The sequence below is a fragment of the Chryseobacterium gleum genome (assembly GCF_900636535.1).
Taxonomy (GTDB): domain Bacteria; phylum Bacteroidota; class Bacteroidia; order Flavobacteriales; family Weeksellaceae; genus Chryseobacterium; species Chryseobacterium gleum.
In genome coordinates this window covers 1,866,691-1,882,877 of the sequence record NZ_LR134289.1, presented here as the reverse complement: position 1 = coordinate 1,882,877, position 16,187 = coordinate 1,866,691, and the positions used below count along the sequence as shown (strand labels likewise).

Annotated in this window: 12 protein-coding genes; 8 read left to right on the top strand and 4 right to left on the bottom strand. The window is 36.1% G+C overall.

Translation table 11 applies throughout. The annotated features are described in order from the left end of the window. Window positions 1-22 precede the first annotated feature (22 nt). Window positions 23-415 (bottom strand): winged helix-turn-helix transcriptional regulator, encoded by a 393-nt coding sequence (locus EL165_RS08675; RefSeq protein WP_002977795.1) that lies wholly within the window; start codon window positions 413-415, stop codon window positions 23-25. 165 nt (window positions 416-580) lie between these two features. Here EL165_RS08675 and EL165_RS08670 point away from each other — a divergent pair, with 165 nt between their 5' ends. Further along, complete coding sequence (locus tag EL165_RS08670; protein WP_002977796.1) at window positions 581-1,642, top strand: NADH:flavin oxidoreductase; 1,062 nt, start codon at window positions 581-583, stop codon at window positions 1,640-1,642. A gap of 225 nt (window positions 1,643-1,867) precedes the next feature. Here the strand turns inward: EL165_RS08670 and EL165_RS25805 are convergent, their stop codons facing one another. The 3 genes from EL165_RS25805 to EL165_RS08665 all read right to left on the bottom strand — a co-directional run bounded on the left by EL165_RS25805 (window position 1,868) and on the right by EL165_RS08665 (window position 3,649). Then, window positions 1,868-2,029, bottom strand: coding sequence for a bacteriocin-like protein (locus tag EL165_RS25805; RefSeq protein WP_002977797.1), 162 nt, complete (start codon window positions 2,027-2,029; stop codon window positions 1,868-1,870). A 67-nt stretch (window positions 2,030-2,096) separates the two neighbouring features. After that, entirely contained in the window at window positions 2,097-2,255 is a 159-nt protein-coding gene (locus EL165_RS25800) for a hypothetical protein (protein WP_002977798.1), read from the bottom strand. 191 nt (window positions 2,256-2,446) lie between these two features. After that, window positions 2,447-3,649 (bottom strand): C1 family peptidase, encoded by a 1,203-nt coding sequence (locus EL165_RS08665; RefSeq protein WP_002977799.1) that lies wholly within the window; start codon window positions 3,647-3,649, stop codon window positions 2,447-2,449. 172 nt (window positions 3,650-3,821) lie between these two features. Between EL165_RS08665 and EL165_RS08660 the strand changes: the two genes are divergently transcribed. From EL165_RS08660 to EL165_RS08630, 7 genes are all read left to right on the top strand, one after another. Next, a complete protein-coding gene (locus tag EL165_RS08660) occupies window positions 3,822-4,340 on the top strand; it encodes an RNA polymerase sigma factor (protein ID WP_002977800.1) in 519 nt (172 codons plus the stop codon). Between the two features lie 12 nt (window positions 4,341-4,352). Further along, on the top strand, window positions 4,353-6,755 hold the full coding sequence (locus tag EL165_RS08655) for a vWA domain-containing protein (RefSeq protein ID WP_002977801.1): 2,403 nt from the start codon (window positions 4,353-4,355) through the stop codon (window positions 6,753-6,755). Between the two features lie 119 nt (window positions 6,756-6,874). After that, window positions 6,875-8,779: a vWA domain-containing protein gene (locus tag EL165_RS08650; protein WP_002977802.1), complete on the top strand. Its 1,905-nt coding sequence runs from the start codon at window positions 6,875-6,877 to the stop codon at window positions 8,777-8,779. A 64-nt stretch (window positions 8,780-8,843) separates the two neighbouring features. Then, entirely contained in the window at window positions 8,844-11,612 is a 2,769-nt protein-coding gene (locus EL165_RS08645) for a SusC/RagA family TonB-linked outer membrane protein (protein WP_002977803.1), read from the top strand. 3 nt (window positions 11,613-11,615) lie between these two features. Beyond that, the gene (locus EL165_RS08640; protein ID WP_126358611.1) at window positions 11,616-13,136 is read left to right on the top strand and encodes an alpha-2-macroglobulin family protein; all 1,521 of its coding nucleotides are present in this window, start codon (window positions 11,616-11,618) and stop codon (window positions 13,134-13,136) included. A 105-nt stretch (window positions 13,137-13,241) separates the two neighbouring features. Beyond that, window positions 13,242-14,093, top strand: coding sequence for a TonB-dependent receptor plug domain-containing protein (locus EL165_RS08635; protein WP_126358610.1), 852 nt, complete (start codon window positions 13,242-13,244; stop codon window positions 14,091-14,093). Next, window positions 13,996-16,134: an alpha-2-macroglobulin family protein gene (locus EL165_RS08630; RefSeq protein WP_126358609.1), complete on the top strand. Its 2,139-nt coding sequence runs from the start codon at window positions 13,996-13,998 to the stop codon at window positions 16,132-16,134. The genes EL165_RS08635 and EL165_RS08630 overlap by 98 nt, the downstream gene beginning before the upstream one ends. The last annotated feature ends 53 nt before the right edge of the window (window positions 16,135-16,187 follow it).

The window sequence follows — 16,187 nt, the reverse complement described above, 5'->3', positions numbered from 1 at the left end:
TGTTTTAAAAAGCAAAAAGCTATCAAACATTGACCGCCTTCTTATTTTTCACATTTTCATTTAAAAATACACAATCTTTGTCATCATGTGATCCCTTCACCTGATATTTTGCTTCCCATTCTTCCAGCAAATAGAGAATAGGCAGCAAAGCCAGCCCTTTTTCTGTAAGTGAATATTCCACACGCGGAGGAAGTTCTTTAAACTCTTCACGAATCACAAGTCCATCAGTTTCCATTTCTCTAAGCTGATCGGTCAATACCTTCCTGGAAATGACATTAATGCGTACTGCCAGTTCTCCAAAACGCAACTTCCTGTCTTTAATCACCAGAACAATAATAGGCTTCCATTTACTTCCCAAAGCGGCCATTGCCTTCCCAAGAGGGCAGCTGTATTGCATTAATTCATTCTTTTTCATAGAGAGATCTTTATTTTAAAAAGACATATGAGATGATGTTTCATATGTTACTTTGATGTTACTAATGTAAGTTACTGCGAAGTTACCACTATTTTTTAATAAAAGATACAAAAGTGAACTATTATTAGTTACTTTGTGTAACAATTATAAAATATAAATTTAAATATGAACACATCATCATTATTTAAACCGTTTCAATATAAAAATCTACAGCTTAAGAATAGAATCGTAATGGCTCCTATGACCAGAGCACAGTCTGACAATGGAGTTCCTACGCAGAATATTGCAGATTATTACGGAAGAAGAGCTGCTTCAGAGGTTGGATTGATTCTTTCTGAAGGAACTGTGATCAACAGACCGGGATCAAAGAATATGCAGAATATTCCGGATTTCTATGGAACAGAAGCTTTAAACGGCTGGAAAAATGTAATCGATACTGTACATCATAACGGAGGCAAAATGGGACCTCAGATCTGGCACGTAGGAGATACAAGAATGTCTGAAGATTATCCTCTGGTTCCTATGGAAAAAGCTTCTACAATGACCATCGAAGATATTCAGGATACCATTACACAGTTTGCCGCGTCTGCAAAATCCGCAAAAGATCTTGGTTTTGATTGTGTTGAAATTCATGGGGCTCACGGATATTTGATCGACCAGTTCTTCTGGGAAGTAACCAATACAAGAACAGATGAGTATGGTGGTAAAACACTAAAAGAAAGAAGCAGATTTGCTATTGATGTGGTTAAGGCGATCAGAGCAGCAGTAGGAGAAGACTTTACCATTATCATCCGTCTTTCACAGTGGAAACAGCAGGATTATAAAACCAGACTGGCATTCACTCCAAACGAAATGGAAGAATGGTTATTACCATTAAAAGAAGCTGGTGTGGATATTTTCCACTGTTCACAGCGTCGTTTCTGGGAACCTGAATTTGAAAGTTCTGACTTAAACTTTGCCGGTTGGGCTAAAAAAATTACCGGACAGCCAACCATTACAGTAGGTTCGGTTGGTTTAAACGGAGATTTTCTTAATGCTTTTGCAGGGCAGGGAACAGAAAAATCAGATCTTACAGAGCTGATCAGAAGGCTGGATAATGAGGAATTCGATCTTGTTGCCGTAGGAAGAGCTATTCTTCAGGATTACCAATGGGTACAGAAGATCAAAGAAGGAAATACAGAGGCTCTTCTTGATTTCTCAGCAGAAAGTATGAGCGTTTTATTTTAATATCAATAAGGAATGATGTTTCGTTTTGCTTGTCAATTTTTAACAGCATAATTTTTTGGCTAGCAGGACAGAATTATCGACTCAACCTGGTATTAAATCAGCATAATTCACTTTATTTTATATTTAATTTTCACCTATTTATTAAAGAACCCGATTTCAGAACTTCTGAAATCGGGTTTTTATGCTCTAAAAACAATCTTAGATTTGAAGGGTATTTTTACCTAGTTAAAATCTGCATCCTGTTTCTGAAGGTTCACATGTCCAATATGCAGGAATATCATTTTCAGCTCTGTGACGGCATGCAATAAAACCTGGTTCACAAACCGGAGCGTTTCCTCCTTTAACTTTTTTTAAATCAGTTTTTGACAATTTTTTTAAATTTTCCATGTTTAATAATTTATTGATTATAAGTCTTATTCAGATTAATATTGATTGAAAAATAAGTCAATCAATTTTAAGGACATTCCATCGTATCCGGAACACATTTCCAGCGAGGCGGAATTCCATTGCTGCCAGGAATGTAGCAAGCTGTAGTTCCTCCCGGACAGTCAGGAGCATTTCCACCATTAATTTTTTTTAATTCTGATTTTAATAATTTTCTTAGATTTTTCATATGTAATAATTTGTTGATTTACACAAATATAATATTTTTTGAAAACGGAACAACACTTTACGTTTAAAAATGTAAAATGCATTATTTAAATATGACAGGATAAAATAAACCCGCTCACAGAATTTCCATAAGCGGGTTTTTAACAGATTTAAATATCTAAAACTGCCCGTAAAATGGCAGAAATGATTTTCTTATAAACCAATATTCTTAGTTGGCTTTAATTGCTTCAGAATGTTTTTCGGAATAGCATTCTTGTGAACAAGGATTGCTGTTGATTTGTATTCGACATAAGGTCTTGTTACGTAAATATACCCTGCGAAATCATTGGTTACTCCCCATGAATTCTTCACCATATAATATTCTTTACCTGTCTGATCTTTTGCCAGTCCTACGATATGCATACCATGATCATCCGTTGTAGAAAGGTTGTTAAGCGCTTTCTGACGCATGTCTTCAGTAATTGTTTTATCTTTTTTAGGCTCTGTAAACAAAGTCTGCTTATTCTCTGCAGTAATTTGGTCAAGATCCATATCCGGAACGTAAGCTACACCATTTTTATAAGAGAAGTAAGGCTCGGAAACGTCAGTTGCCCAACCAACAGAATATCCTTTATTTACGGCATTGTCAATTATTGCTGTAAGATCTTTCATCGGAACATTCCAGTCAGAATCATGACTCCAGTTATCAGGAATCGGAACTACAAATTTCTGGAAATATGGGTAATCCTTGTAAGAAGATAATTCCACATAATCTTCAGGATTGATTCCTACAACTTCTTTAGCAAATGTTTTCGGAGTATAGTTTTTCCCTTCATAGGTGAAGTTGGCAGGTACTTTTCCTAAATACTCATCAAGAATGGCATCTACAGAATCCATCCAGTTATCAGTCAGTTTTCCTTTTGAAGAAGACTGAACAAGGCTGTCAAGAACCGGCTTCAGCTTCCCCTGCATTTCCTTGAAGTTGTTGGTAGTCTGTCCTGCTTTTAATCCCGTGTAAACATCCTGAGGAACGGCTCCGTACTTTTTGTACATATTGATTACATCGTGAAGTTCTCCTCCGTCACCCCAGCTGATAGCACCATTATTCAAAACATATAATTTTGCTTTATCGTGGTAAGAGTTTCTTGCTGTAAAGATTTCAGCAAGATCTACGGGTTTTTTGCCCATTCTCTGCATTTCAGATTCAAGGAAAGAGTTTCCTGAGTAGCTCCAGCAGGTTCCTGATGAACCTTGGTTCTTTACAGAAGTTGCACCCACGTCTTTTAACGTTGTGAACTGAAAATTAGCATTTTGTGATTGGTTGTTTTTTAACTTGTTGATTAAGTCATCTTGGGCAAACATCATACTTCCTGCAGACAAAACAAAAAGTAATGATGCAATTTTGGCATTTTTCATTACTATAAAAAGATTATTTATATTAAGAGTCGTTGATAATAGAGATTTGTTACAGGGTAAAAAGAGAAAATATTCATTTGCAAATTGTCTTTTTTACCTTTTTGCCCAAAAAAAGATTATGTTTCCAACCCTCACCAAAGTTTCTGCATCTATACTTATATAACTCCTGACTATGGAACGAGAATTATTATTAGAATGCCAGCGTAGCGATCGCAATGCACAGCGGAAAGTTTACGAGAAAATGGCGGGTAGGCTGTACGCGGTCTGCAGACGTTATCTGAAAAACGATGAAGATATAGAAGAAGTATTGGCAGATACATTCTATAAAATCTTTACGAAAATTACCCAGCTTCATAATCCCGATACTTTTGAGGCCTGGGCGAGAAAAATTGCAGTGAATGAATGTCTGCAGAAATTAAGATCCAATAAAGAACTCTTGATTTCTATAGAAGAAAATTACATTGATCATTCTGAAGGTAATGCAGATAACCTTTCTCTGGAAAAAGATATTTTAAGTTTACTCAACTTTCTCCCCGAAGGCTGCAGAGCGATTTTTAATCTTTTTGCTATTGAGGGATATCCTCATAAGGAAATAGCCACCATGCTTTCCATCAGTGAGGGGACCTCAAAATCCCAGCTCAATTTTGCACGGAAGAAACTGCAGGAACTTTTAGCAAATCAAAACATTTAAACTTTTAAGACAATGGAAAATAATCATATAGATCAACAATTCAATGAAGCTTCCAGGCTTTCAGAGGAACCAACAGTTTTTCCTGGTTTTGAGAAGGTATGGGAAAAGATTGAAGATAAATTAGATAAAAAAGAAGAAAAAAAGAGAATTATATCTCTTTGGCTGCCTTATGGTATTGCAGCAAGTTTGATGATCGGTCTTGGGGCTTTTTACTTTATGAATAAAAAAGAGACTGCAGAACCTTTACAACCTGTAATTGCAGAGAATACAAGTTCAAGTGGTCCGATTAACAAAACGGATATTGCAAAGATAGACAGAACTATCAAGGAGAATATCAGAAAAGAAGAATTGTCTGTATCTGTACCTCTTCCTTTGGCGCATAAGCCTTCACCAGTGATAGGAATGAATGTATACAAGTCTCCAATTACCTGCAATATACCACCAATACAAGCTCCCGATAGAATACTTTCACCTCTATCCCCAATATATAATGATACCTTACAAACAAAACAAATTGAAGAGGTTGTAGTGATGGGATATTCAAAAGTGGTTAAAAGAAAGGATGTGACAGCATCGAGTACCATTACAAGCTCTGTCAGCAACTTAACACCACAACCTGCTGCTTATTCTTCATTGCAGGGAACAGTTCAGGGAATTCAGATCAATGGGACAGGAAATCAGGGAATTAATATCGCTCCGGGATATATTAATAATAATCAGTTAGTGATCAGAGGAGCTGCGTCTATAAAACCGGAAAATAAAGGTTTGTATGTTGTGAACGGAATGGTAACAAAAGATGAAGATTTCAGAAAATTAGACCCTAACAAAATTGAAAATATTAATATTCTGAAAGGAAATTCTGCTACAGCAATCTATGGAAGTAAGGGGGCCAATGGAGTCATTGTAGTGACTACCAAAGATCTTTCCAGAAGAGAAAGAAAAAAAATGAAAAAGCTGCAGGAGGAAATTAACAAACAACAGCAGATTACACCGGTTACTCAAAATAATGAAAGCTATGATGCTTTTGTTGAAAATCCTTTTGAACTAACCCGAAACCAGCCTTTGTCTACCTTTTCTATAGATGTTGATAATGCTTCCTATTCCAATGTAAGAAGAATGATCAATAATGGTCAGGTAGTCGATAAAAATGCCGTGAGAATCGAAGAAATGGTTAATTATTTTAAATATGATTATCCTCAGCCTAAAAACGAAAATCCTTTTTCGATCAATACAGAATACAGTGACGCCCCATGGAATCCTAAGCATAAATTACTTAAAATAGGACTTCAGGGAAAAAATCTTCCGATGGATAAATTGCCAGCCTCTAATCTGGTGTTCCTTATTGACGTTTCAGGATCAATGAGTGATGAAAATAAATTACCATTATTGAAATCTTCCTTTAAAGTTTTGCTGAATCAGCTCAGACCAAAAGATAAAGTCGGAATTGTAGTTTATGCAGGAAGTGCAGGAATGGTATTGCCGCCAACTTCAGCCGGAGAAAAAGATAAAATTATTGAGGCTCTGGATCGTCTTCAGGCTGGAGGAAGCACCGCAGGAGGAGCAGGAATTGAACTGGCTTATAAACTGGCGCAGGAAAATTTTGTAAAAGAGGGTAATAATCGTGTCATTATCGCAACAGACGGAGATTTCAATGTGGGAACGTCTTCTATCTCGGATCTTAAAACGCTGATTGAGGACAGAAGAAAGTCCGGCGTTTTTCTTACCTGCCTGGGTTTTGGAATGGGCAATTATAAAGACAATACCCTGGAAACCCTTGCCGATAAGGGAAATGGAAATTACGCCTATATCGATAACATGCAGGAAGCCAATAAATTTCTGGGGAAAGAATTTGCAGGAAGTATGTATGCCATTGCCAAAGATATGAAAATTCAGATTGAATTTAATCCTGAATATGTAAAATCATACCGCCTGATTGGTTACGAGAATAGAAAACTGAAAAATGAAGACTTTACAAATGATAAAATAGATGCCGGAGAATTGGGAAGCGGACACACTGTTACCGCTTTGTATGAAGTGATTCCTGCAAATGTAAATTCGGATTTTGCTCCTAAAGAAAGTGATCTGAAATATAGCCAAAACACTTCTTCAAAAGGATTCGGAGATGAGTTGGCAACCATAAAGTTCAGATATAAAAAGCCTGACGGAGATACCAGCCGGGAAATAACCCAGGTAGTTAAAAATTCTGATAACAGAATATCTTCAGCAAGTCCGGATTTTAAATTTGCTTCTTCCGTAGCGTGGTTTGGCTTAGTACTCAGAAATTCAGAACTGATTACGAAGAAAGATCTTTCTGATATTGAAAATCTGGCTAAACAAGGCAAAAATAAAGATGAAGAAGGCTACCGGTCAGAATTTATAAGGCTTATAGAGAGTTATAAAACCGTTCAGAAGTGATTTTAAGAAGAGAGATTTCTTCCGGCAATTTCTCCTCTATATTCAAAGAAATCTGTTTTATTCAATAATGATGGAGGTTTAAATTAATTTTAATAATTTCCTGCCGAAATTAATAGTAGATGAAAAAAATTGTAATAACCATGTTAGGGCTTGCCGCATTGACAAGCTGTAAAACTCAAAAAAACACTGAAACATCTGGTGAACCAAAGACTTACAGTGTTCGTAAAGATAAGGATCAGGATGGAATTCCTAATAAGCTGGATAAGTGTCCTGATATTGCCGGGCCTGTAGAAAATGAGGGATGTCCTTGGCCGGAGTCGGATGGAGATGGTGTTATTGATAAAGATGACGCATGTCCTACAGTTGCGGGACCTCCTGAAAATAATGGCTGTCCATGGCCGGACGCAGATGGAGATGGAATTTTGGATAAAGACGATGCCTGTCCTACGGTTCCGGGATTACCGGAATATAATGGCTGCCCAAAACCGAAGTCAGTTACAGCAATGGAAGTAGAACGTTCCATAAAATTCCCTGAATCAGGAAGAGTGTATGACCATCAGGTTGGTGACAAAAAGAATGTTAAAAAGACTACAAAAAAAACTGGTCAGGATATTGATTATAACAATGAAGAATATGTAGCGTTAGTTGAAAATGCATTTGAATTAACCCGTAATCAGCCTGTTTCTACATTCTCTATTGATGTAGACAATGCTTCTTATTCCAATATCAGAAGAATGATCAGTTACGGAGGTAAGGTTGATAAAAATTCAGTGAGGGTAGAGGAAATGATCAATTATTTTAAATATGATTATCCCCAACCTGGAACTGGTCATCCTTTCTCTATTAATACTGAATATGGTAATTCTCCATGGAATCCTAAGCATAAATTACTTAAAATAGGGCTTCAGGGAAAAAATATTCCAATGGATAAACTTCCGGCCTCCAATATTGTTTTTCTTATTGATGTGTCAGGTTCAATGAGTGAGGAAAATAAGCTGCCTTTGCTGAAGTCTTCTCTTAAAGTTTTACTGAAACAGCTCAGACCTAAAGATAAAGTAGGAATTGTAGTATATGCAGGAAATGCAGGAATGGTTCTTCCCTCTACATCAGCGGGAGAAAAAGAAAAAATCATTAAGGCGTTAGATAATCTTCAGGCTGGAGGAAGCACTGCGGGAGGAGCAGGAATTGAACTGGCTTACAAACTGGCAAAGGAAAACTTTATCAAAGGAGGAAATAACAGAGTTGTTCTGGCAACAGACGGTGATTTTAATGTAGGAGCTTCTTCTACATCAGATATAGAAACGCTGATCACAGAAAAAAGGAAAACAGGGATTTTCCTTACCTGCCTTGGTTATGGGATGGGAAATTACAAAGACAATACCATGGAAGTTCTGGCGGACAAAGGAAATGGAAATTATGCCTATATTGATAATATGCAGGAAGCCAATAAATTCCTAGGAAGAGAATTTGCCGGAAATATTTATACCATTGCCAAAGATGTAAAAGTGCAGATTGAATTTAATCCTAAATATGTAAAATCATACCGACTGATCGGTTATGAAAACAGGAAACTAAGAAATGAAGACTTTGCCAATGATAAGATTGATGCAGGAGAACTGGGAAGCGGACATACAGTAACTGCTTTATATGAAGTTATCCCGGCCAACGTAAATTCTGAATTTACCCCAAAAGAAACAAAATTGAAATACTCTGAAATTTCTAAAAAGAAGAACTTTGGAGATGAAATGGCAACAGTAAAGTTCAGGTATAAAAAACCGGATGGAGATAAAAGCATTGAGATAACTAAAGTGATTAAAGAAGATAAATCTTCAGTGAGTCCGGATTTTAAATTTGCCTCTTCCGTGGCCTGGTTCGGTTTAGTCCTAAGAAACTCAGAACTGATTACAAAAAAAGATCTTTCCGATATTGAAACCCTTGCCAAACAGGGAAAAAGTAAGGATGAAGAAGGCTACCGGTCAGAATTTATAAGGCTGATAGAGAGCTATAAAACAATTCAAAAATAATTCATAAAAAAAGAAATTTCCACAGAAATTTCTTTTTTTATATTTTTAAGCATACTAATAACTGATGAAAAAGAATTATTTGCTGTTATTGCCGTTTACAATTACCTTATTACAGGCACAAAATTCACAACTCTATTACACTGGAAAATTTTTAACCACAAAAAATAAAGAACAGAATTTTTTAAAAGTTTATAATAAAAACAGTGGTATATATGAACTGACTGATGAGAAAGGATTTGCCATTATTGCAGCTCAACCTTATGATACACTTGTCTGGAATCAGGGTAAAAATACCCATATTATAGCTTCTTATGAACTCAGGGAATTAAAAGTTATTCTTGAAAGTCAGACGGAAAAGAAAAAAGTAGAAAATGTTCATAGCAAAGATTATGACAGCCTTATTTCAAAGGAAACTAAAGATGATTTCAGTATTGAAAAAAATGAGAAACATTTAAGTAAAAGCTCACACGCTTATTTTGATCAGATAAGAAAATTAAAACAAAAAAATGACAGCATTTACATCCTGAAAAAGCTTAATCAGAGAACATTACTGTTGAATGGAAGTTTTACTACCTCTTTTGATATTAAAAACAGGAATGCAATTCCCGCAACCCAAAGCAGATACGTACAGGGAAGATCAGAAACCGGAAACCTTGTTTGGAGAGGCCCTGAAACCAATGAAATGTTCAGTTTTGGACCGGATATTTCAACGCTGGGATTTAATGGATTAGCTTATGAATACGATCAGAATGGAAAACTGATTCCATGGATTGATGGACTTCAGCGAGCAAAAATATATGACAACAACCTTTTTAAAACAACGGTAGGATACAACAATCAGCTGAATGTAAATGCTTTTATAAAAGAAGGATACAATGAGAAAATCCGGCTTTCACTGAATCTGGGACAGCAAAAAAATCAAATGTATTTTATAGATCAGTTTGATATTGCGAATACCTTTAAAGCAAAGCTGAATACAGAACTGGGTGGATATTACATTAATCTAGCATTTAATTATGAAGAAGATAAAGCAACCAACACCAATAGAATAGGACTTTTCAACAGGGTATACCAGAATTCATTGCTGACTCCTGTTTCTTTTTCCAATGAACAAAATACTTTTCTGAATAACGGCTCACAAAGAAGTTACAGCAAATATGCAGACAACCCCTCTTTCCTTTTTCAACAGGACAGTAAATACCATTATCAGAACCGTGAAAGGCAGTTTAGTCTCAATGCAGCAAAAAACTGGAATAACTTTAAACTGAATATCAGTCAGTCCTATGAAAGTAACAACATCCGGAATCTTGATCAGTATAAACCTTCTGCTTATGGGTTCAGCAACGGAATACAAAATGAAAGGATTCAAAACAATAGTTCATATCATTCCAATATCCTGGGGTCTTATACTTTGGGAGACTATGATTTTAAAAATATCTTTAGCCTGAATTTTATCTTAAATGATAGAAAATCAGATATTGATTACAGCCTGACCCATCGCAAGTACTTCTATCAGAGAACTTCACAGGATCATATTTTTAATTATAATATGGAAATCCGTGATTATGATTTTGAAGTAGTTGTTAATCTTGGGAATTCATTTTACATCTCCAATACTTCCCTTAAAAATAATTATTGGCTTCCAAAGGCTAACTTTTATCTGAAGTTTAATGACATCTTCGATTGGAATAATTACAGTTTCAAACTACTGGGAAGTTACACACAGTTAAGCTCCGAGCCTGAAATTACAAGATCATACGCCGCTTATGCCACTACATTGCTGAATGCAGAAAATTATAACCAGTACTTTCCTGTGCAGGAAGTAGAAACCTTCAAAGGTTTATCCAATATCAACACCAAAGAATGGAAAGCTGGAGCCAGGCTGAACCTCGGGTATTATATAAGTCTGGATGGCGAATATTTCAACAGAAAAAGTACAAATGATATATTTCCTGTTTTTGAAAACAATCAGTTGAGGTTGAAAAATATAGCAGACCATACCTACAGCGGATATGAATTCAATTTTGCTTATGATAGGCTGCGACTTGGATATGACGCGTATGTAACCAACAAGGTTTCATTTTTTAAATATAAGGACATCGTAGATCATATTTCACCCGGATATCAGAATATGGCCATTTCCGGTTTTAAGGATATTTACAAAACATTGTTGCAAGGACAGGCTTTGGGAGTTGTCATGGGAAGTTATTTTGAGAGAAATGCAGCTGGACAACTGTTCATTGATGAGTTCGGATACCCGAAAAAAGCAGGAGGGATGAAAATTATTGCAGATCCAACACCAGATTTTGTGATGAAGTTCAATCATAGTCTTGCTTATAAAAACCTGTCTCTGGATATCAATTGGGAATGGAAAAAAGGAGGGCAGCTGTGGAATGGAACCCAGGCCGTTCTCGATTATTACGGCCGTTCTTATGAATCTGGAGAAGAAAGAAATATTAAGAATTATGTTTTTCAGGGTGTAGATGTCAATGGAAGTGTTAATCAGATTCCTGTAGATTTTTACGACCCGAACCGGAGTGTTCAGGAAAACAGATGGTCAAGATATGGTTATCTGGGGGTGGCGGAAAGTTATGTTCAAAAGGCAGATTACATAAGAATCAACAATATTTCGCTTTCATCCACTTTCCCTGTTAACTACGGGAAGCAGAACCTTAAACTGACCTTTTACGTAAACAACATAATACTTTGGCAGGCCAGTAAAGGAGTAGATCCCAATCAGAATTTTTATGATATGGATAACGGGAGAGGGCTGGATTTTTTCAACCTTCCTTCCTTTAAAACCTTCGGATGTATTGTTTCATTTAAATTTTAACTCATGAATCTCAAAATTATATCTACCTATATCATCCTGTTGGGCTTGTTATTATCAGCCTTTTCTCTGAAAGCTCAGCAGTCATTCCATGACTTTGAAAAAGAAAAAACGTACATTCAGACCAACCATGTTTTTTATAAGCCTGGAGAGGAAATGTATTTTAAAATATATGTGGTAAAGGGAATTAATAACCTTCCGGTGGAAGAAAGCAGGGTAGTTAATTTTGAAATCATTGATCCGGCAGGAAGTGTTCTGAAAAAATTGAAATATGAAATTACCAACGGCTATGCACAGGGTTATTTCTATTTTTCTGAAGACATGAAAGGCGGAATCTACAAGATCAGGGCTTTTACCAACTGGATGCAGAATGAAGAAGGGAAAAATGCCTTTGAGAAAGAAATCACCCTTCAGAAAATCGTATCTCCAAGAATTCTGATGAAACTGGATTTTCCTAAAAAAGGATATGGACCAGGAGACGAGGTGACCGCCGATTTTTCAATGAGAAGTCTGAGTAACCTTCCAATCCCTTTTTATGAAGCCGGTTACACGGTAATGCACAACGGGAATACCGTTTCCGAGGGAAAATTTATTACTGATAAAGAAGGGAAAAAACTTTTGACATTTAAACTTCCTGAGGTATTGAAATCTTCAGACGCACTTCTGAATATTAAGGTTGATTTTGATGGGTTTACAGAATCCATTTCCAGGAATATTCCGATTGTTCTGAATAATCTGGATGTGAAATTTCTTCCTGAAGGCGGAACTTTTATCAACGGAATAGAACAGAATATCGCATTTAAAATTCTGGATGAATTTGAAAAACCTGTAGATGCTGTCCTGGCTGTTTATAATCAGAATCATGAAAAAATAAAGGAAATTTCAGCCTATAATTTTGGAATGGGAAGCTTTCGTTTTATCCCGAAAAATGGGGAAACTTACTATGTAAAAGTGATAAAGCCTGAAAATATTGCTCAAACTTTTAATTTTCCGGCGGCAAAAGATGAAGGATTGATTTTAAATATTAAAAATGAAAACAAAAAACTGATTTTTACTATCATTTCAACACAGGAAAAAACAATTATCCTGAAAGGAAATTTCCGTGGAAAAGAAGTCTATTCCAAAGTTATTCCGTTGAAAAATGGAAACAATCCACTGGAAATTCCTGAGAAAGACTTTCCGGCAGGAATCTGCAGATTTACCGTTCTGGAAAATAATGTTCCTCTTGCAGAACGTATTGTTTTTACCAATAAAGAAAATCAGCTGAATATAAAGGTAAAGCCTGTAAAACAGCATTATCTGCCAAGAGAAAAGGTAGTCCTGGACATTGAAACCACGGATGAAAATAACAAACCTGTTCCTGCGAATCTTGGAGTAAGCGTGGTAGATGATAAACTATGGACCTATGCTGATGACAAACAGAATCATATCATTTCCTGGCTTCTGATGGACTCTGAATTGAAAGGGAAAATTGAAAAGCCACAGTTTTATTTTGATAAAAAAGAAGAAAAGCAGATAAAAGCTTAGACCTTGTGATGCTGACAAATGGCTATCGCTATTTTGAGCTTATCCGGAGGTTCTGAAAACTGATAAGTACAAATACCTTCCCGAGAAGAAAATACGATCTATGGAGTGGTAGAAGATGAAAACAAAAAACCGGTAAAAGCTGATGTTTTTCTTTTGAATACAGACAACAGAAAAATTCTCAAACAGACTGTTGCAGAAAACGGGAAGTTCTATTTTTCAGATTTAAATGCGGATGATTCCTATAAAATCATTGCCAAATCTTTTCAGCCCAGGCATCAGGTTAAAATCCATATTTTATCTTATAATCTGGATATTAATCCTTTAATAAAACAGAATCTGTCTCATATAGATGTGGAAGAAATCGTACAGGAAGCTGAAAGAAAAGAGGAAATAAAGACAGAAAACAGGAATAATATCCAAACGCTGAATAAGCCAGGGCGTTCAAGATCTGATACGATTCAGAATAAAAGAATTGAAGAAGTTATAGTATTGGGCTACAATATGAGAAAGGATAAATCAGCCATGGCTTCTTCAACAATTTCTTCTTCTATGGAAATTCAGAATGCCAGTGTAACTTCTCTGTTGAATGGGAAAGTCGCAGGAATAGTAATTATAGGGACGGGCCAGGCAGGAGCCGGTGAGCAGATCAATATCAGAGGAAATTCTTCTATTACTAATAAAAGCCCCTTATTTATTTTAGACGGTGTTCCGGTAGAAAATTTCAATACTACTATTAATCCAAATGATATCAGCAGTGTTACTGTTCTCAAAGATGCTGCCGCTACAGCTATTTATGGAAGCCGTGCTGCCAATGGGGTAGTCATTGTAAATTCAGGTAAAAATAACAGCTCAAAAATCAATGTTGACATTACCCCCGAAATCCTATCTTGCCGTAAAAGCCGTGCCATACGGAAAGCTTGCTTCATACACCGGATCAAGAAAATTTGCTTATCCTGAGTATAAAACCACCAATACTTCTTATCGTTTTGATTACAGGGAAGCCCTGTACTGGAACCCAGTGGTGGAAACCGATAAGAATGGGAAGGCAACCGTGGAATTCTATAACTCAGATGCCAATACTACTTTTAGAATTATTACAGAAGGGATTGCGGCATCAGGACTTGTAGGAAGGGATGAAACAGCCTATGCGGCGCAGAGCCTTATTTCAATAGATGCCAAAATTCCTCAGTATCTGACAAGAACTGATCAGATGATAATTCCTGTTGTCCTCAAAAATAATTCTTCAGAAACCAGAAAAATGACCATGGACGTCATTGTTCCCAACCATGTCAAACTGATGCATTCTGACAGCTTGATTACTCTGAAATCGTTAGAATCAGGAAGATTATTTGTCAAAATACAGACTGATGAAATAGTGGATTCCAATATTCAGTTTACCATCAGATCCGGAGATTTCAGGGAAACGATGATCTTACCTTTTAAAGTAGAAGAAAAAGGATTTCCACATAAATTTTCCATTATCAATAATAAAACGGAAGATATAAAAATCAATATTCCGGAATATATCAACGGAAGTCTGTTTTCCTCATATTATGTATTTGAAAATGCTGCTTTACAGATGTTTGACAATCTGGAACAACTGAAGAAGGAACCTTACGGATGCTTTGAACAGCTTTCCTCAACGGTGTATCCTAATATTTTTATCCTGGATTATTTAAAGTCGGGTAGAAAGATCGATACATCTACGGAAAATCTGGTGGTTAAAAATATGAAAAAAGGCTTCCAGAAAATGCTGAGCTATAAAAATAAAGACGGTGGTTTCGGATATTTCAACAGTGAAGAATCAGATGTGGCAGTTTCAGCATTTGCCTTATTGGAATTTACTGATTTAAAGAAATATGTCAATCCCGATGTTAAGCTTATTCAAGGGCTTTCTTCATTTATTTTATCTAAAAAAAATGGAAACGGATTATTTGAGGTAAGAAAAGGCTATGAGTTAAAAAAGGAATATTCTGAGTATTTCTGGGCTAGAAATATGTATGTTGTATATGCTTTATCCAGATCGGGCTTTAAAAATGAAATTGAAGATTCTTTTAAAGTAATGATGAAAAGAGCTCTCGGCACAAAAGATTCCTATCAGCTGGCTTTGCTGGCCAATACCGCTGCTCATCTCGGAAAACAGAAAGAATACGATGATCTGATGAAAATTCTGGACCTGCAGTATGAAACAAAAAATATAAAATGTGACATTACCTTCACAGGTTCATGGTGGGGAAGATCTGCCGAAGCGGAAACGCTTTCCTTATACATTATGGCGCTTCAGAAAGATGAAAGCCTTAATCAGTTGAAAATTGCAGAAGCAGCAGATCAGCTTATTAATCTCAATGGATATTACGGGTTTGGCTCTACTCAGGCAACAACATTAGCCGTGCAGGCGTTGTCAGATTTTTTGTCTAAAAATGAGAAATTATATGGAACAGAAAGGCCGGTAATAAAGATTAATCAGGCACAAACTTCAACGATGATGAGCCTTTCTTCAGCATTTAAGCCCGGAGAAAATATGATCAACATTCATTATCCTGCTAAAAATGGACAGCCTTATAAACTCGAATATCAATATTATACCCTTCAGGCCCCGGAAAGCAAAGATATTCCTGTTATTATGGAAACAAAACTGAAATCAGAAACATCAAAAGTAGGTGAGACCAACAGACTGACTGTCACCGTTAAGAATAAAATAAATGGCCAGCTGCCAATGACCATTGCAAAGATCGGTATTCCTGCAGGACTGACATTGCAAAATGCTTTACTGAAAGACCTGATTGATAAAAAACAGATTTCCTATTATGAAATCTTTGATAATTATCTGGTGCTTTACTGGGAACACCTTGATGCGGAAGAAACAAAAACCATCAATCTTGATCTCAAAGCAGAGTTTGCAGGAACATATACTGCAAAATCAAGTAATGTATATCTGTATTATATGCCGGAAGCAAAACATTGGAATCAGGGAATTACTACAAGTATTGAACCTTGATGTTATAAATAAAAAACAGGCTCCTTCATGCCAGTCTGTTTTATTTTAAAATT